General features: G+C 68.6%; 15 protein-coding genes and 1 pseudogene. 14 read left to right on the top strand and 2 right to left on the bottom strand.

What is annotated here, in order from left to right; translation table 11 throughout:
- Positions 1 to 92: 92 nt before the first annotated feature.
- Genes hisC through ASF87_RS00860 form a run of 3 tightly spaced genes read left to right on the top strand, consistent with a single transcriptional unit; the run spans position 93 to position 3,054 of the window.
- Entirely contained in the window at positions 93 to 1,166 is a 1,074-nt protein-coding gene (gene hisC / locus ASF87_RS00870; protein ID WP_056373478.1) for a histidinol-phosphate transaminase, read from the top strand.
- A complete protein-coding gene (locus ASF87_RS00865) occupies positions 1,163 to 2,572 on the top strand; it encodes an amino acid permease (RefSeq protein WP_056373475.1) in 1,410 nt (469 codons plus the stop codon). The genes hisC and ASF87_RS00865 overlap by 4 nt, the downstream gene beginning before the upstream one ends.
- Positions 2,573 to 2,574: 2 nt before the next feature.
- The gene (locus ASF87_RS00860; protein WP_056373472.1) at positions 2,575 to 3,054 is read left to right on the top strand and encodes an Lrp/AsnC family transcriptional regulator; all 480 of its coding nucleotides are present in this window, start codon (positions 2,575 to 2,577) and stop codon (positions 3,052 to 3,054) included.
- 4 nt (positions 3,055 to 3,058) lie between these two features.
- Here the strand turns inward: ASF87_RS00860 and ASF87_RS00855 are convergent, their stop codons facing one another.
- Complete coding sequence (locus ASF87_RS00855; protein ID WP_056373471.1) at positions 3,059 to 4,612, bottom strand: dolichyl-phosphate-mannose--protein mannosyltransferase; 1,554 nt, start codon at positions 4,610 to 4,612, stop codon at positions 3,059 to 3,061.
- Positions 4,613 to 4,660: 48 nt separating this feature from the next.
- Here ASF87_RS00855 and rsmI point away from each other — a divergent pair, with 48 nt between their 5' ends.
- Genes rsmI through ASF87_RS00840 form a run of 3 tightly spaced genes read left to right on the top strand, consistent with a single transcriptional unit; the run spans position 4,661 to position 7,255 of the window.
- On the top strand, positions 4,661 to 5,479 hold the full coding sequence (gene rsmI, locus ASF87_RS00850; protein ID WP_056373469.1) for a 16S rRNA (cytidine(1402)-2'-O)-methyltransferase: 819 nt from the start codon (positions 4,661 to 4,663) through the stop codon (positions 5,477 to 5,479).
- The gene (locus ASF87_RS00845) at positions 5,479 to 6,099 is read left to right on the top strand and encodes a class I SAM-dependent methyltransferase (RefSeq protein ID WP_056373467.1); all 621 of its coding nucleotides are present in this window, start codon (positions 5,479 to 5,481) and stop codon (positions 6,097 to 6,099) included. The genes rsmI and ASF87_RS00845 overlap by 1 nt, the downstream gene beginning before the upstream one ends.
- A 49-nt stretch (positions 6,100 to 6,148) precedes the next feature.
- Positions 6,149 to 7,255, top strand: a complete 1,107-nt coding sequence (locus ASF87_RS00840) for a LacI family DNA-binding transcriptional regulator (protein WP_056373465.1) — start codon at positions 6,149 to 6,151, stop codon at positions 7,253 to 7,255.
- A gap of 17 nt (positions 7,256 to 7,272) precedes the next feature.
- Here the strand turns inward: ASF87_RS00840 and ASF87_RS00835 are convergent.
- Positions 7,273 to 7,449, bottom strand: a pseudogene (locus tag ASF87_RS00835) (VOC family protein); the annotation flags it as partial.
- On the opposite strand from ASF87_RS00835, the gene ASF87_RS00830 reads away from it, so the two are divergent.
- From ASF87_RS00830 to metG, 8 genes are all read left to right on the top strand, one after another.
- Positions 7,439 to 7,882: a MarR family winged helix-turn-helix transcriptional regulator gene (locus ASF87_RS00830; RefSeq protein WP_056376270.1), complete on the top strand. Its 444-nt coding sequence runs from the start codon at positions 7,439 to 7,441 to the stop codon at positions 7,880 to 7,882. The pseudogene ASF87_RS00835 and the gene ASF87_RS00830 overlap by 11 nt on opposite strands.
- 179 nt (positions 7,883 to 8,061) lie before the next feature.
- Positions 8,062 to 9,726, top strand: a complete 1,665-nt coding sequence (locus ASF87_RS00825) for an ABC transporter substrate-binding protein (protein WP_235558835.1) — start codon at positions 8,062 to 8,064, stop codon at positions 9,724 to 9,726.
- On the top strand, positions 9,723 to 10,703 hold the full coding sequence (locus ASF87_RS00820; RefSeq protein WP_042537382.1) for an ABC transporter permease: 981 nt from the start codon (positions 9,723 to 9,725) through the stop codon (positions 10,701 to 10,703). Before ASF87_RS00825 ends, ASF87_RS00820 begins: the two co-directional genes overlap by 4 nt.
- Positions 10,700 to 11,614, top strand: coding sequence for an ABC transporter permease (locus ASF87_RS00815; RefSeq protein ID WP_056373462.1), 915 nt, complete (start codon positions 10,700 to 10,702; stop codon positions 11,612 to 11,614). The genes ASF87_RS00820 and ASF87_RS00815 overlap by 4 nt, the downstream gene beginning before the upstream one ends.
- A 5-nt stretch (positions 11,615 to 11,619) precedes the next feature.
- A complete protein-coding gene (locus ASF87_RS00810; RefSeq protein WP_157549975.1) occupies positions 11,620 to 13,341 on the top strand; it encodes an ABC transporter ATP-binding protein in 1,722 nt (573 codons plus the stop codon).
- 32 nt (positions 13,342 to 13,373) lie between these two features.
- Positions 13,374 to 14,543: a glycoside hydrolase family 1 protein gene (locus ASF87_RS00805; protein WP_042537386.1), complete on the top strand. Its 1,170-nt coding sequence runs from the start codon at positions 13,374 to 13,376 to the stop codon at positions 14,541 to 14,543.
- 43 nt (positions 14,544 to 14,586) lie between these two features.
- Complete coding sequence (locus ASF87_RS00800; RefSeq protein ID WP_056373458.1) at positions 14,587 to 16,128, top strand: molybdopterin-dependent oxidoreductase; 1,542 nt, start codon at positions 14,587 to 14,589, stop codon at positions 16,126 to 16,128.
- 38 nt (positions 16,129 to 16,166) lie between these two features.
- The gene (metG, locus tag ASF87_RS00795; protein WP_056373455.1) at positions 16,167 to 17,759 is read left to right on the top strand and encodes a methionine--tRNA ligase; all 1,593 of its coding nucleotides are present in this window, start codon (positions 16,167 to 16,169) and stop codon (positions 17,757 to 17,759) included.
- The last annotated feature ends 2 nt before the right edge of the window (positions 17,760 to 17,761 follow it).

Raw genomic sequence — 17,761 nt, 5'->3', positions numbered from 1 at the left:
ACCGATTGCCCACCTCTCATCATCCGGTCTAGTGTTGCGCGACAGCAGGCGCCGCCCGGACGCCACCGCATCTCAGCAAGGACGCTCAGACGATGACTCTTCCCACCCGTGCCGGACTCGACGCCGTGCCTGCCTATCGCCAGGGGCGTTCCGCCCCGGCCGGTGCCTCGAAGCTCTCCTCCAACGAGTCTCCGCACCCGCCGCTCCCGTCCGTCGTCGAGGCGGTGCAGCAGCGCCTCGCGACCATCCATCGCTATCCCGACATGAGCGCCGCCGCTCTGCGCGAGCGCCTGGCGGAGCGCTACGGCGTCGAGCCGGCGTCCGTCACCGTGGGTGCCGGGTCCGTCGAGCTCGCCTCGCAGCTCATCCACGCCGTGGCCGGTGAGGGAGACGAGGTCATGTTCGCGTGGCGGTCGTTCGAGGCCTACCCGTCACTCGTGCGCATCGCCGGAGCGACTCCTGTCGCGGTGCCGCTGAACGCCGAGCATGCCCACGATCTCGATGTCATGCTCGCCGCGATCACCCCGCGCACGAGGCTGATCTTCGTGTGCAACCCGAACAACCCGACCGGAACGGTCGTCGGAGCGGCAGAGCTGGAGGCATTCGTCGCGGCGGTGCCCCGCGACGTGCTCGTCGTGATCGATGAGGCCTACGTGCACTTCGACCGCACGGGGTCGCACGGGGCGGGCGTCGAGCTCTTCCACCGTTATCCGCACGTCGCGGTGCTGCACACCTTCTCGAAGGCGTACGGCCTCGCCGGTCTGCGCATCGGCTACGCACTCTCGCCGCTCGCGGTGGCCGACAATCAGCGCAAGGTCGCCGTGCCGTTCGGGGTGACCGATCTCGCCCAGGCCGGGGCGCTCGCATCCCTCGATGCGGAGGACGAGCTCGCGGTGCGCATCGACGAGGTCGTCGCGCACCGCGATCGCCTGTGCGCGCTGCTCGTCGATGCCGGCTGGCCCGCCGTCACCTCGCAGGCGAACTTCGTCTGGGTCCCCGCGGGCGACCGCACCGACGAACTCGAGTCCCTGCTGAACGAGGGCGGGGTGATCACGCGGGTCTTCGCCGGAGAAGGGATCCGCATCTCATCGGGTTCAATGGATGACATAGACCGGGTGCAGTCAGCGCTCCAGGCTGAGACCGCACTGCAGGAGGCACGCGCATGACCGAGGTTCCGACCACGACGACCACGACGAAAGGTCTGCACCCCGGGCTGACCCGCCGGCAGATCTCGATGATGGGACTCGGCGGCGCGATCGGCGCCGGGCTGTTCGTCGGTTCGGGCCAGGCGATCAGCATCGCCGGCCCCGCTGTGCTGATCTCGTACCTCGTCGCGGGTGGCATCGTGGTGCTGATCATGGCGATGCTGGCCGAGATGGTCGCCGCCCGGCCGAGCTCCGGAGCCTTCAGCTCGTATGCGCAGAAGGCCATGGGACGCAGTGCCGGCAGCGCGGTCGGCTGGCTCTACTGGATCCAGCTCGTCGTGGTGATCGCGGCGGAGGCGACCGGAGCCGGGGGGATCATCTCTGCCTGGATCCCCGGCATCCCGGCCTGGGTGTGGGTGCTCGTCTTCGTGGTGGCACTGACCGCGGTGAACCTCTTCGGGGTGCGCAACTACGGCACGTTCGAATTCTGGTTCGCAGCGATCAAGGTCGCCGCGATCATCGTGTTCCTCGTCGTCGGCGTGTGCGCCATCGTCGGCTTCATCCCCGGTGTTCCCGCGACAGGCATCGCCAACCTGGTCGACAACGGCGGCTTCGCACCGAACGGGCTGACCGGCATCGCTGCCGCGCTGCTGATCGTGGTCTTCGCGTTCGGCGGCACCGAGGTCGTCGCGATCGCGGCTGCCGAGTCCGACGACCCCGCGCGCAACATCCGTCGGATCGTGCGCGAGGTGCTCGTACGCATCCTGATCTTCTACGTCGGCTCGATCTTCGTCATCGTGTCGGTGCTGCCGTGGAACGACCCCGCCGTCAAGGACGGACCGTTCTCCGCCGTGCTCGATACCCTGCAGCTGCCCGGCGTCGGGCTCGTGATGGACCTCATCGTGGTGATCGCGCTGCTCTCGGCGATGAACGCGAACATCTACGGCGCATCGCGCATGGCCTACTCGCTCGGGGAGCGCGGTCTGGCTCCGCTCGCTGCGACCCGCACGACGTCGAAGGGCGTGCCGGTGGTCGCTGTGCTCGCCTCCGTCGCGTTCGGCTTCGTCACCGTGGGACTGAACTGGGCGTTCCCCGATGTGGTGCTCCCCGCGCTCCTCAACGTCGTCGGATCCACGCTGTTGGTCATCTGGACCGCGACCGCCGTGTCGCAGATCATCCTTCGCCGCCGCGCCGATCGGGCCGGGGAGGACATGCCTATGCGCATGTGGGGCTTCCCCTGGTTGTCGTGGCTGTGCCTGGCGCTCCTCGCCGGTGTCATCGCGCTCACGATGATCGACGGCGCCGCGCGCGTGCAGCTGCTGCTCACGATCGGCCTGACCGTCGTGCTCCTGATCGTCGCGCGACTCACACGGAACGCCTCCCGCCCCGGTGTCACCAGCGAGCGCGACAGCGCGGTGGTGGACTGACCGTGCACATCGACCGCCTCGACGCCGAGCTCATCCGCATGCTCACCGAGTCGCCGCAGCTGCCGATCCTCGAGTGCGCGCGACGTCTGGGGGTCGCCAGGGGCACCGCGACCAGCCGTCTCGCGCGCCTGCATGAGGGCGGGGTGATCGAGGCGATCGTGCCACGCATCGACCCCGCGGGCTTCGGCTACGGGGTCGTCGCGTTCTGCCTCGTCGAGATCGACCAGAAGGTGGGTCACGACGATGTCGCCACGGCGCTCGCCGATGCGGTGCCCGAGATCGTCGACATGCACACCGTGACCGGTGCGAGCGACATGCAGCTGCGACTCGTCGCTCGCGATGCGACCCAGCTGCAGGAGGTGCTCGATCGGGTGGCTCTCGTGCCGGGGGTCTCGCGCACGGCGTCATCGATCGCTATGCGCACCCACCTGTCGGGGCGCGTGCTGCCGCTGGTCGAGCACGTCGCCGGCGACGCCGGCTGACAGGTCAGATCCAGCCGGGCAGCCAGTTGTGGAGCAGCCAGAAGTCGTAGGGCACGCTCATGCCGGTCCACACCGGGTAGAAGAACACCGAGACGAGCAGCACCACGGCGAGGAAGATCAGCACCGTGCGCTCGCCTGACTGGCGGCGATGCAGCGGATCGTCTCGTCGCCCCGCGATCTGACGCAGAGCGACGGCGAGCGCGATCACGAGGAACGGCGCCATGGCGACCGTGTAGAACTGGAAGATCGTGCGCTCGGGGAACAGCAGCCAGGGCACGTAGGTCGCCGCGAGTCCGACCAGCGGGAACGTGAACGCGGGGCCGACCGGCGTGCGTTCGATCCACCCGCGTACGAGCCGGTAGATCAGGTAGAGGGCGGCGGCGACACCGGCGTACCAGATGATCGGGTTGGGGATCGTCGAGATCACCGCGATGCAGTGGTCGACACCGCAGGGCCCCGGATCGCTCCCCACCCAGACCGCCGTGGGCCGCAGCAGGAGCGGCCACTCCCACGCAGGGCTCGCGTAGGGGTGCCCCTTGCTGAGGCCGACGTGGAAGTTCAGGATCGCCTCGTGGTAGTTCCACAGTGCGATCAGCGGGTTCGGGTCACTCTGACGGGCATAGCCGCCGGCTGTGACGAGCCACCCCGTCCAGCTGACGAGGTAGGTGGCGAGCGCCGGCAGGACCAGCAGCACGAAGGAGACCGGCCCCTGACGGAAGGCCGCCGCGGTCGGCCAGAGGACGACTCCGGCGCGGCGTCTCGCCAGAGCATCCGTCACCACCACGTACAGGCCGAACGCCGCCAGTGCGTAGAGCCCCGACCACTTCACGGCGCAGGCCGCGCCGAGCGCGACACCCGCGGCGATCAGCCAGGGGCGCCGCCAGAGCACGGGACCCCACATCGGCTCGGGGGAGTCGGGGGCGCTGTGTTCGAGCAGAGGTATCGACCGGTCGCGGTCGATCAGGATGAACAGCGCGCCGAGCATCAGGAAGAACGTCAGCGGGCCGTCGAGCAGTGCGGTGCGGCTCATCACGATGCTGAGGCCGTCGATGGCGAGCAGAGAGCCGGCGACGGTGGCCACGACGATCGAGCCGGTCAGTCTGCGGGCGACCAGGTAGGTCAGCAGCACGGTGGCCGCGCCGAGAAGAGCCGTCGCGATGCGCCAGCCCACCGTGTTGTCGGGGCCGCCGACGGCCATCCCCAGGGCGATGAGCCACTTGCCGAGGGGCGGATGCACGATGAACGCCCCTGCGTCCGACAGCGGCAGCTGCTGCAGCGTGATGAACGCCTCGTTCGCGTCCTTGCCCCAGGTGCCCTCGTATCCCAGAGTCCAGAGCGACCAGGCGTCCTTGACGTAGTAGGTCTCGTCGAACGCGAGCTGGTGCGGGTGCCCGAGGTTGACCAGGCGCAGCACCGCAGCCAGGGCGGTCACCACGAGAGGTGCGAACCAGCGCATTATGCGCCCCCAGTCGGGGTCCTGCAGCACGCGGTCGCGCAGTCGCTCGTAGCGCGTCGGTCGCTGCTCGGGGGGAGGCAGCAGGGGCAGGGGCGCGGTCACCGCACCAGCCTAGACACTCCGTCGATGGGGCCCGCATAAGCTGGGCGGGTGATCATCCTCGCCGCAACACCGATCGGAAACCTGGGGGATGTCTCGCGTCGCCTCGTCGAAGTGCTGGAGAACGCGGAGGTCATCGTCGCCGAGGACACCCGCACCACGCAGAAGCTGATGCAGGCTCTGCAGATCGCGAACCGTCCGCGGCTGATCGCGCTGCACGATCACAACGAGAAGCAGAAAGCGGCAGAGCTCGCGACCCTCGCCATCGAGACCGACGTCGTCGTGGTGAGCGACGCGGGGATGCCGGCCATCAGCGATCCCGGCTACGGTCTCGTCGCCGAAGCCGTCGCGCAGGGCGTGACGGTCACGGCCATCCCCGGACCCAGTGCGGTGCTGATGGCCCTCTCGATCTCGGGCCTGCCGACCGATCGCTTCACCTTCGAGGGGTTCCTGCCCCGCAAGCCGGGGGAGCGGCGGTCGACCCTGCGGGCGCTCGCCGCAGAGCCCCGCACCATGGTCTTCTTCGAATCCCCCGCCAGGCTGGCGTCGTCGCTCGCCGACATGGGCGCTGCGTTCGGTGCCGACCGCCGCATCGCCGTGTGTCGTGAGCTGACCAAGTTCTACGAGGAGGTGCGTCGAGGCACCTCGGCCGAGCTCGTCGAGTGGGCCACGGCGGGGGTCAAGGGTGAGATCGTCGTCGTCGTCGAGGGAGCGCCGCATCGTGAGGCGTCTGCGGAAGACGCGCTCGCGCAGGTGCAGAGCCTCGTCGCATCCGGGGTGCGCCTGAAAGATGCGTGCGCCGAGGTCGCCGCGGCCACCGGTCTGTCGTCGCGCGACCTGTATCAGGCAGCGCTCGCCGCCCGCAGCTGATGGTGCAGGGCACTGACGCCGCGATCGGCTCCGCCTACGACGCGAGGGCCGCGGAGTACGTCGAGCTGGCCGGCGCGATCGAACAGATGGATGCACGGGATGCGGCGGTCATCGCTGCCTGGCGTGACGCGACCCCTGGACGGCTGCTCGATGCCGGATGCGGGCCCGGGCACTGGACCGAGTTCCTCGGCACGGGCGGGCGCGAGGCGCGGGGAGTCGACCTGTCGGCCGAGTTCATCGCGACCGCGCGGACACGGCACCCCGATGTCCCCTTCGATCTCGGGACGTTCCGCGACCTGCCGCTCGACGGCGGTTCCGTCGGGGGCATCCTCGCCTGGTACTCGCTGATCCACACGCCTCCGGCGGACCTGCCCGAGATCCTCGCCGAGTTCCGTCGCGTGCTGGCCCCCGGCGGCAGCATCCTCATCGGATTCTTCGACGGCGAGCCGCGCGAGCCGTTCTCTCATGCCGTCGCTCCGGCCTACTTCTGGTCTGGCGACGCGCTCGCGGGGCTTCTCACCGATGCAGGCTTCACGGTCGTGTCGAGTGAGACCCGCGGCCGGGAGCAGGGCGAGATCAGCGCCCGGCCTCACGGCTCACTCGTCGCGCGCAAGCGGTGACTCGCTTCCCGGGTACCCTGGTGCACACGCAACCGGAGGAGGACCGAGCGTGAGCAAGAAGGCGACCGTCTACGACGTCGCAGAGCGCGCGGGAGTGTCGATCGCCACGGTGTCGCGAGTGCTGCGGCAGCCGGATGCTGTGCGCCCCGCCACACGGGAGCGCGTGCTCGACACCGTCTCCGAGCTCGGGTATGTGCCCAGCGGCAGCGCGCGCGGCCTGGCGGAACGTCGCACCGGGGTGCTGGGACTGTACTTCCCGGGTTTCGACGCCTCGGAGGACGCTCCCGTGCTCGATGTGCTCGGCGGGGATCAGGCCGAGGTGCCGCCGTTCACGGTCGAGCAGGCCTCTGCCGACTCGGGGGCGCCGCACCCGACCATGCTCTTCCTCGACGAGGTGCTGCGCGGTGCCGAGCTGGAAGCCTGGAAGCAGGGGTTCGTGCTCATGATCGGCGTCGGGCGGGGCGACCCCGCCCGCGAGACGGTGCGCGACATCGCCGGCCGGGTCGACGGGCTGATGGTGCTGGCGCAGAGCGTGCCGGACGACGTGCTCGCGCGTCTCGCCCAGCGGATCCCTGTGGTCGTGCTCTCGGGTCCGGCGCGGGGCGACAGCTACGACCACGTGACAGTCAGCAACGCCGAGGCGATGTCGGAGCTCACACGCCTGGTGCTCGCGCAGGCCGACCCCGGAGGCCTGGCTTTCCTCGCAGGCCCCGAGGACTCGCCCGACGGCGCGCAGCGCTGGGAGGGCTTCGCTGCCGCCATAGCCGAGGCGGGCATCGCGGCGGACGATGTGACAGTGCTGCGCGGTGACTTCACGCGCGCATCGGGACGCCGCGCCGCCGAGGAGCTGATCGCCCGCGGCGCACCGGCCGCGGTGGTCGCGGCGAACGACCAGATGGCCCTCGGGGCGATCGATGCGTTCCGCTCGGCCGGCATCCGGGTTCCCGACGACGTGCGGGTCACCGGATTCGACGGCATCGAGGCTGCGGCGCTCTCGCGGCCGACACTGACCACGGTGCGCCAGCCGATGATCGACCTCGGCCGCGCCGCCGTGCAGCTGCTCGCCAGACGACTGGAGCAGCCGGATGCCGAGCCGATGACGGTGCGCCTGCCGCTGCAGATCCTCGTCCGCGAGAGCTCGCAGCGCCCCGCCTGAGCGGTCTGACGACCCGCTCAGGCGCGATCGTGCAGCGTGGTGCGGTAGCCGTCGGGGTCGGCGAACCTGAAGGTGCGGCCGAACGGGCCGTCGATCGGATCCGCGACGATCGTGTGCCCTGTCGCGGCGAGAGCGTCGTGGATCGCCTGCACGTCGCTGGCATGCAACCAGATAGCGGCGCCGATCCCCGGCGGCATCGACCTCGACACATCGCTCGGATACCTCCTGAAGGAGGCCTCCAGCGCGCTGCGTTCGGCGATGGAGGAAGTGCTGCGTCCACTCGGCATGACCATCACGCACTACTCGTGTCTCGAGCTGCTCGCCCAGCGGCCCGGCCTCTCGAACTCCGAGCTGGCCCGCGGTGCATTCGTGACGCGGCAGTCGATGAACGTGCTGCTGCAGGCGCTCGAGCGGGATGGATTCGTCACGAGACCGCCCGAGGCTCCGGCGGGCAAGGCGCTGCCGACGACGCTCACGTCGCGGGGGAGGAGCAGTCTGGGGCAGGCCACGGCGGCGGTGCGGTCCGTCGAGGTGCGGATGCTCGCGGGTATGACCGACGACGAGCAGGCGGCTGCGCTCCGGGCGCTGCGGAGCATGGTGCCCTCCCTGCACGATTCACCGCGATAAAGACAGGTTTGGCACCGCTCCCATCCTCGTCACGGTGGGGAAGTCACCCTCGTTGTGTGCTGGTCGAGGGGTTGCGCTCGCAAAATGTATGCGCTTACAATCACTCATGCGGCTTCGGCCGCGGGGTGCCCCGACCCCCGGGACCCCCCTTCATGACACAGACGACATGAGGTGGCAGTGTGGCGAAGACGCACATGCTCCGGCGCTGGCGGAGAGCCGCGATCGTGGGACTGGCGGCAGCAGCCGTCGTGCTCAGCGGTTGCAGCATGCAGATCAGTTCGCAGCCCGATCCATCGATCGGCGACGACACGATGCTCATCAATGCGGACAAGGGGAACCCGTTCTTCACGCGGAACTTCAATCCGTACCTCACCAACACGCGCACGGCGTCGAGGTGGATCTACGAGCCTCTGATCCTGGTGAACCCGCTCGACGGAACCGAGAACCCGTGGCTCGCGAGCGAATGGTCGCAGCCCGACGCCCGCACGGTCGTGATGACGATCCGCGACGACGTCGAATGGAGCGACGGCGAGAAGCTGACGCCCGATGACGTGGCGTTCACTTTCCAGCTGCTGAAGGACAATCCCTCGCTCGACATCAAGGGCGCCTGGCAGCACCTCGAGACCGTCGAGGTCGACGGCGACGACGTCATCATGCACCTTCAGACAGACGACGCCCCGTCGCTGCCGATCCTCGGTCAGACCATGATCGTGCCCGAGCACCTCTGGGCCGACGTGAAGGATCCGGGCACCTACCGCAACGAGAACCCGGTCGGCACCGGCCCGTTCGTGCTCGGCAACTACAACGACCAGCAGTACTCGGTCGACAAGAACCCCGACTACTGGCAGGCCGACAAGATCGAGATCGAGCACATCATCCTGCCGTCCACGAACTCGCAGCTCGACACCGTCACCCGCGGCTACGACTGGGCCTACTCGTTCATCTCCGACGTCGAGGGCACCTGGGGCGCGGCCAGCGAGCACAACGCCTGGTGGTTCCCGCCGGGTGGAGTCATCGCGCTCATGCCGAACCTCGAGGTCGCTCCGTTCGACGACGTGAACGTGCGCCGCGGCATCGCCCTCTCGCTCGACCGTGAGGAGATCGCCGAGACCGCCTCCGAGGGCTACATGGAACCGGCAGGGCAGACCGGGCTCATCCTCCCGAACCAGGAGGAGTACCTCGATCCGAGCATCCCCGATCAGGGCATGATCACGCAGGACACGGATGCCGCACTCGCCGCGTTCGCCGAGGCGGGGTACACCCTCGACGGTGACCGGCTCGTGGGCGCGGACGGCACCCAGCTCGAGTTCGCGCTGACGACCGCCAACGGCTTCTCGGACTGGACCCGCGCGGCGCAGACCGTGCAGAGCCAGCTCGCAGACGTCGGCGTCAAGGTGACTCTCAAGCTCCCGCAGCCGGCGGGATATCAGAGCGCCATCAGCAACGGCGACTTCGAGATGGCCATCGGCGGCATGGGCAACGGCAACGTCTACCAGGCGTTCAACAACCTGCTCTCGAGCGAGTTCTACGTGCCGTCCGGCGAGGCGACCGCGAACAACTTCGAGCGGTACCGCTCGGACGAGGCCGACGCCCTGCTCAAGGAGTACCGCGAGACCGTCGACCCCGCCCGCCAGACCGAGATCGTCGAGGAGCTGCAGGGCATCGTCTACGACGACCTGCCCGTCATCGGCCTCTACTACGGCGGGATCTGGGGCCTCTTCAATGACTCCAAGTTCACCGGCTGGCCCACAGAGGACGACCCGTACATGATTCCGCAGAACTACGACTCGGCGCCGCTGGGCATCTTCACCCGGCTCGAGCGCGTCAAGGAGGATGACCGATGAAGTACGTCCTCCAGAAGGTCGGGCTGTTCGTCCTCACGCTGTGGGCGGCCATCACGCTGAACTTCTTCCTTCCGCGCCTCATGCCCGGTTCGCCGGCAGACGCCGCGATCGCGAAGCTCTCGCAGAACGGTCCGGTGTCGGATGCGACGCGGGCCGCGATCGAGGCCCAGCTCGGCGTGCCGACCGGGTCGATCTGGGACCAGTACGTGGCCTACCTCGGTCAGGTCGCACGACTCGACTTCGGTGTCTCGTACACGTTCTATCCGCAGAGCGTCTCGAGCATGGTCTCGACCGCACTGCCCTACACGATCGGCCTGGTCGGCATCGTCACGATCCTCGCGTTCGTGATCGGCACCCTGATCGGCACCGCCGCGGCCTGGCGCCGCGGCACATGGCTCGACAGCCTGCCGACTCTGACGGGGTCGTTCCTCAGCACCTTCCCGTACTTCTGGACGGCGCTGCTGCTGCTGTTCTTCTTCGGCTACGTGCTGCACTGGTTCCCGACGACGGGAGCGTATGCGGCGACGACCACGCCCGGGTTCACCTGGGACTTCATCGTCGACCTCGCGCAGCATGCGGTTCTCCCCGCGCTGACCATCCTGCTGACCTCGCTCGGCGGGTGGATCATCGGCATGCGCAACGCGATGATCAACACGCTGGGTGAGGACTACGTGACGTTCGCCGAGGCGAACGGTCTGCACGGTCGCACAATCGCCCTCCGCTACGCCGCGCGCAACGCGATCCTGCCGAACCTCACCGGCTTCGGGCTCACGCTCGGCGGTGTGGTCGGCGGATCGATCCTCGTGGAGCAGGTGTTCGGATACCCGGGCATCGGCTATCTGCTCTTCAACGCCGTGATCGGGCAGGACTACCCGCTCATGCAGGCGCTCTTCCTGATGATCACCGTCAGCGTGCTCATCGCCAACTTCCTCGTCGACATCCTGTACGGCGTGCTGGATCCAAGGACCCGCCGATGACCTCCACCATGAATGTCAAGGTTCCCTCCGACCGGATCGCGGCTCCCAGCCCGTGGCGCTCGTTCGCCCGGATGGTGGGCACCCTCTGGTCCAACGGCAAGGCCCGACTGGGCCTCATCATCCTCGGGCTGTTCGTCGTGGTCGCGGTGTTCGCACCGCTGCTCGCCCCGTACGGCCCCAAGGTCAACACGTTCGAGCGCAACGCCGATGCGTCGGCCGCGCACTGGCTCGGCACCACCGCTGCAGGCGAGGACGTGCTGAGCCAGCTGATCTACGGTTCGCAGGTCAGTCTGCTGGTCGGCATGGCCGCCGGCCTGCTCTCGACGATCGTCGCCGTGCTGATCGGTCTCAGCTGGGGCTACATGCGCGGTTTCCTGGGGGAGGTGGTCGGCTTCATCGTCAACCTCTTCCTCGTGATCCCCGGTCTCCCGCTCATGATCGTGATCGCCGCGTACCTGCAGAACGGCGGCATCCTGATGATCATCGCGGTCATCGTCGTCACCGGGTGGGCGTGGGGCGCGCGCGTGCTGCGCAGCCAGACCCAGTCGCTGCGAGGCAACGACTTCGTCACCTCGGCGCAGTTCTCGGGTGACAGCCGGGCGCGCATCGTGTTCCGCGAGATCCTGCCGAACATGACGTCGATCATCGCCGGCACGCTCTTCGGAGCAGCGACCGCGGCGATCCTCGCCGAGGCCGGACTCGAGTTCCTCGGGCTCGGCGACTCCAGCATCGTCAGCTGGGGAACGATGCTCTACTGGGCGCAGAACTCCAACTCCCTGCTCACCGGGCAGTGGCTGCTGCTGTTCGCCCCCGGTCTCTGCATCGCCCTGCTCGCTCTGAGCCTGACACTGATCAACTTCGGCGTGGACGGCATCTCCAATCCGCGCCTGCGAGAGGGGAAGGGACGATGAGCGCCATGGAAGCGAACACCCCCGCGACCACGAACGACGTCCTGCTCGATGTCCAGGGCCTGTCCGTCGAGTACGCCTCGCCGGGTGCGACGCCGGTCACCGCCGTCGAGAACGTGTCGTTCACGCTGCGTCGGGGCGAGTTCGTCGGCCTCGTCGGCGAGTCGGGCTCGGGCAAGTCCACGCTCGGTTTCGCGCTGACACGGCTGCAGAAGCCGCCGGCTCGCATCAGCGACGGGCGGATCCTGTTCGACGGCCGCGACATCCGCGACCTCGACGCCGAGGAGCTGCGTCGACAGCGTCAGGGCGGGTTCGCGATGGTGCTGCAGTCGGGCATGAACGCGCTGAACCCCGTCCGCACGATCGGCAACCACTTCCGCGACATCTTCGCCGCGCACGGGCATGTGGCCCGAGACGCCCGGGATGCGAGGGCGAAGGAACTGGTCGGCAAGGTGGGTCTCGACCCTCTCGTGCTGTCGCGGTACCCGGGAGAGCTGTCGGGCGGAATGCGCCAGCGCGCGTCGATCGCCCTGGCTCTCTCGCTCGAGCCGCAGCTCATGGTGTTCGACGAGCCGACCACCGCGCTCGACGTGCTCGTGCAGCACGCGGTCATGGACACGATCCGCGACCTGCAGCGCTCCGAGCACTTCACCGCGATCCTCATCAGTCACGACCTCGGCATCGTGCTCGAGGCCACTGACCGTGTGATGGTCATGCACGAGGGGCGGATCGTCGAAGACGCGCCGAGCCTCGACATCCTGCACCGCCCGCAGGACGAGTACACGCGGATGCTGCTGAGCCACTACGCCGACCCTCGGGCCGAGTCGATCTCGATCCCCGGGTTCGTCGACCTCGGCACCCGGCGTCGCGAGGGGCACTCGCGCACCGATCTGACCGAGACCCTGCCCACGGTGTCGCAGCGCGACACCCGACGAGCCGATGCCGCGATCGTGGTCGAGGGCGTCTCCAAGCGCTACCCGGCCCCCCGTCGGGGGGAGAAGCCCGTGACGGCGGTCGACGACGTGTCGTTCCGTCTCGAGCCCGGTGAGGCGCTGGCGCTCGTGGGTGCGTCGGGGTCGGGCAAGTCGACGATCGCGAAGCTCATCACCGGGGTCGAGAAGCCGACCGAGGGCACCGTGCGCTTCGGTGACGTCGACGTCGCGACGCTGGGCCGCAAGGGCCTCCGCGATCTGCGCAAGGACGTGCAGATGGTGTTCCAGGATCCGTATGCCGCGCTGAATCCGCTGCACACGGTCGAGTACGCGCTCAGCCGGCCGATCCGCAACTACACGCCGCTGCGAGGGCAGGAGGCGAGAGCTCGCGTGCTCGAGCTGCTCGAGACGGTGGGGCTGACGCCGGTCGAGCAGTTCGCGGCGAAGCTGCCGCACCAGCTCTCGGGCGGCCAGCGTCAGCGTGTCGTCATCGCCCGGGCGCTGGCCAGTGATCCGCAGGTGCTGATCGCCGACGAGCCCGTGTCGATGCTCGACGTGTCGCTCCGAGCCGGCGTGCTCGCGCTGCTCGAGGATCTGCGCGAACGGTGGGGCATCAGCATGCTCTACATCACGCACGACCTGCTCAGCGCGCGTCTCGTCACCGAGAACATCCTCGTGCTCAACAGCGGCCGCGTCGTCGAACGCGGCGAGACATCTCAGGTGCTTCAGCATCCGGAGGACCCGTACACGGTCCAGCTGCTGGATGCGGTGCCGAACCCGGCACGAGCCGAACGCTGACCGAAGACCACCGCAAGACGAAAGGAGCACTCGTGCTCACATTCCCTGACGGCTTTCTCTGGGGTGCTGCGACCGCAGCCCATCAGGTGGAGGGGAACAACACGACCAGCAACTGGTGGGCCATGGAGCATGCTCCCGGCTCGCCCATGGTGGAGCCTTCGGGCGACGCCGCCGATCACTTCCACCGGTACCCGGAGGACATGCGGCTGCTGGCGGACGCCGGTCTGAACTCGTACCGCTTCTCGATGGAGTGGGCCCGCATCGAGCCCGAGCGCGGGTTCGTCTCGCGGGCGATGCTCGATCACTATCGCCGCATGATCGACACGGCTCGCGAGAACGGGCTCGACCCGACGGTGACCCTGATGCACTTCACCGTGCCGCAGTGGTTCCAGAAGGACGGCTTCTGGCGTGCGGACGACGCGGTCGACCTGTTCTCGCGCTACGTCGAGACGGTGCTGCCGATCCTCGAGGGCGTGACCTACGTCTGCACGATCAACGAGCCGAACATCGCGGCGATGCTCGCCGGGGGAGAGGATGCGGCCAACCTCGTCGCGTTCGGACTGCCGAACCCTGACCTCGCTGTCGCCGACACGCTGCTCGACGCGCACCACCGTGCGACCGAGATCCTGCACTCCGTCTCGGGCGTGCAGGCCGGATGGACGATCGCCACGCAGGCCTTCCACTCCACCGGCGAGCCCGGCGCAGACGAGATGCTCGCCGAGTACGGCGACCCGCGTGATCACTGGTACCTCGACCAGTCGGCGGGCGACGACTTCGTCGGCGTGCAGGCCTACACGCGCACCTTCATCGGACCCGAGGGGCCGCGGCCGGTCGCCGACGATGTCGAGACGACGCTCACCGGGTGGGAGTTCTTCCCCGAGGCGCTCGAGATGGGCGTGCGCAGCGCCTGGGAGCGCAGCGGTGGAGTGCCGGTGCTCGTGACCGAGAACGGCATCGCGACCGCCGACGACACTCGTCGCATCGCCTACACGCAGGGCGCGCTCGAGGGCCTGCACCGGGCGATCTCCGACGGCATCGAGGTGAAGGCGTACCAGCACTGGAGTGCACTCGACAACTACGAGTGGGCGAGCGGATTCCGTCCGACCTTCGGCCTGATCGGCTTCGACCACGAGACGTTCGAGCGCTCGCCGAAGCCGTCGCTCGCCTGGCTCGGCGAGGTCGCGCGTCGTAACGGGCTCTGAGCCGGACGACCCCGGGGCTCTGCCCCGGGGTTACCCTCGGATCATGAGCCATGCAACCCGTACGACGCGCGGTGACAGGCTCCGATCGGCGGCCGCCGGGCTGAGCGCGGCGGTCGTCGCGGTCGGCCTGGCGGAGCTGGTGGCCGCCATCGTCGAACCGAGCGCGAGTCCGTTCGCCGTGATCGGCAGCGGGCTCATCGACCTCGCGCCCAGCTGGGCGAAGGACACCGCGATCGCGCTGTTCGGCACCGGCGACAAGGTCGCGCTCCTCACCGGGATCGCCATCGTGCTGGCAGGACTGGCGGCGCTCGCCGGCATCCTGGAATCCCGCCGGGCGGGAGCGGGGTCGACGATCCTCGCTGCTCTCGGCGTGCTCGCTCTGGTGGCCGCGATGATCCGTCCTGGTGCGGGACCGTTCGCCTGGCTCCCCGGCCTCGTCGCGGGAGTGACGGCGGTCGTCGCGCTGCGGCTGCTCATGCGCAAGGTGCACCCGGTGCCGTATCTCCGCGCCGAGCATGAGGAGCGCCGACAGTTCCTCCTGTGGACCGTCGGTGTCGCAGCCACCGGCATCGTGGCGCTCGCCATCGGCAACGCGGCCCGCGGCGTGACCCGGTCGATCGAGGCGGTGCGGTCGACACTGCGCCTGCCGAAGGCCGCCACGCCGGCCCCTGCAGTGCCGGTCGCCGCAGAACTCGACATCCAGGGGCTTGCGCCCGTCGTCACACCGAATGCGCAGTTCTACCGCATCGACACCGCTCTGATCGTGCCGCGCATCGACCCGGCCGATTGGTCGATCCGCATCCATGGGATGGTCGACCGAGAGATCGTGGTCACGTGGGACGAACTGCTCACCCTGCCGATGCAGGAGTCGCATGTGACGCTCGCGTGCGTGTCGAACGAGGTGGGCGGAGACCTGATCGGCAACGCCCTGTGGCTCGGGCATCCGGTCCGCGAGCTCCTCGCGCGGGCGGGCGTCGACCGGGACGCCGACATGGTGCTGTCGACCTCGTCCGACGGATTCACGGCGTCGACACCGCTCGAGGCTCTCACCGACGACCGCGACGCCCTGCTCGCGGTCGGCATGAACGGTGATCCGCTGCCCATCGAGCACGGTTTTCCGGTGCGCATGGTGGTGCCGGGGCTCTACGGCTATGTCTCGGCGACCAAGTGGGTGACCGACCTCGAGGTCACGCGGTTCGACCGGGCGACCGCGTACTGGACCGACCGCGGGTGGTCGGAGCGCGGACCGATCAAGCTGCAGTCGCGCATCGACGTGCCCCGTCGGGGGACTCGGATCGAAGCGGGCGACGCCGTGATCGCCGGCATGGCATGGCAGCAGCATGTGGGAGTCGAGGGCGTCGAGGTGCGGATCGACGAGGGCGCATGGCGTCGGGCCGAGCTCGCCACCGCGATCTCCGACGACACCTGGGTGCAGTGGCGTCTCGACTGGTCGGCTGAGAGCGGAGCGCACACGATCGAGTGCCGCGCGATCAGCGCGGACGGCGAGACGCAGACCTCGGATCCGGCCGACGTCGTCCCCGACGGCGCTCAGGGGTGGCATCGCATCGAGGTGTCGGTCGCCTGAGCGTAACGACCCCCTGCATCCCACCTAGAATTGTCCCCATGCCCGCAGGCGAATCGTTCTACATCACCACGCCCATCTACTACCCCTCCGATGTGCCTCACATCGGTCACGGGTACACCTCGGTGGCGGTCGACGCGCTCGCGCGCTGGCACCGTCAGGGCGGCGATGACACGTGGATGCTCACGGGCACCGACGAGCACGGGCAGAAGATGCTCCGCGCGGCGGCGGCCAACAACGTCACCCCGCAGGAGTGGGTCGACAAGCTCGTGACCGAGGCGTGGTTCCCGCTGCTGAAGACCCTTGATGTCGCGAACGACGACTTCATCCGCACCACGCAGGAGCGCCACGAGACCAACGTGCAGACGTTCTTCCAGCGTCTGTACGACCGCGGGTACATCTACGCGGGCGAGTACGAGGCGCTGTACTGCGTCGGCTGCGAGGAGTTCAAGCCCGAGTCCGAGATCGTCGACGGCACCGGTCCGTTCGAAGGTCTGAAGGTGTGCGCGATCCACTCGAAGCCCCTCGAGCTGCTGCAGGAGAAGAACTACTTCTTCAAGCTCAGCGAGTTCCAGGACCGCCTGCTCGAGCTCTACAAGGCCCAGCCCGATTTCGTGCGCCCCGACTCGGCGCGCAACGAGGTCGTCTCCTTCGTCAGCCAGGGACTCAAGGACCTCTCGATCTCGCGGTCGACTTTCGACTGGGGAATCCCGCTGCCGTGGGACGAGTCGCACGTCATCTACGTGTGGGTCGACGCGCTGCTCAACTACGCCACCGCCGTCGGCTACGGCTCCGACCAGGAGACGTTCGACCGCCGCTGGCCGGCCTATCACGTCGTCGGAAAAGACATCCTGCGCTTCCACGCCGTGATCTGGCCCGCGCTGCTGATGGCCGCGGGTCTCGACGTGCCGAAGGGCGTGTTCGCGCACGGCTGGCTGCTGGTCGGCGGCGAGAAGATGTCGAAGTCGAAGCTCACCGGCATCGCGCCGACCGAGATCACCGACGTCTTCGGCTCCGACGCGTACCGCTACTACTTCCTCTCCGCGATCGCGTTCGGTCAGGACGGCTCGTTCTCGTGGGAGGACCTGTCGGCCCGTTACCAGGCCGAGCTCGCGAACGGCTTCGGCAACCTCGCCTCGCGCACCACGGCGATGATCGAGAAGTACTTCGAGGGCATCGTGCCGCCCCCCGCTGACTACACCGAGAAGGATCTCGAGATCCAGAGGATCGTCGCGGATGCGGCCTCGAATGCGGATGCCGCGATCGAGCAGTTCCGCATCGACGAGGCCATCTCGTCGATTTGGACGATCGTGGATGCCCTGAACGGCTACATCACCGCGAACGAGCCGTGGGCGCTGGCCAAGCAGGCGAACAGCGGAGACGAGGCTCAGCGCGGACGTCTGGGCACCGTGCTCTACACGTGTGCCGAGGGTCTGCGTGCCCTCGCGGTGCTGCTCTCGCCGGTGATGCCGCAGTCGACGGAGAAGCTCTGGGTCGCCCTCGGCGCTGCCGAGAGCCTCGGACGTCTGCAGGATCAGCCGATCCGTGAGGCCGGAGCCTGGGGAGCGCTGCGCCCGGGAACCAGCGTCAACGGCCTCAGCCCGCTGTTCCCGCGTGTGGAGTCCAACGCCTGAGC

This window comes from Microbacterium sp. Leaf161 (assembly GCF_001423645.1).
GTDB lineage: Bacteria > Actinomycetota > Actinomycetes > Actinomycetales > Microbacteriaceae > Microbacterium > Microbacterium forte.
The sequence above is the reverse complement of the archived record's forward strand: the minus strand, read 5'-3'. Positions and strand labels throughout refer to the sequence as shown.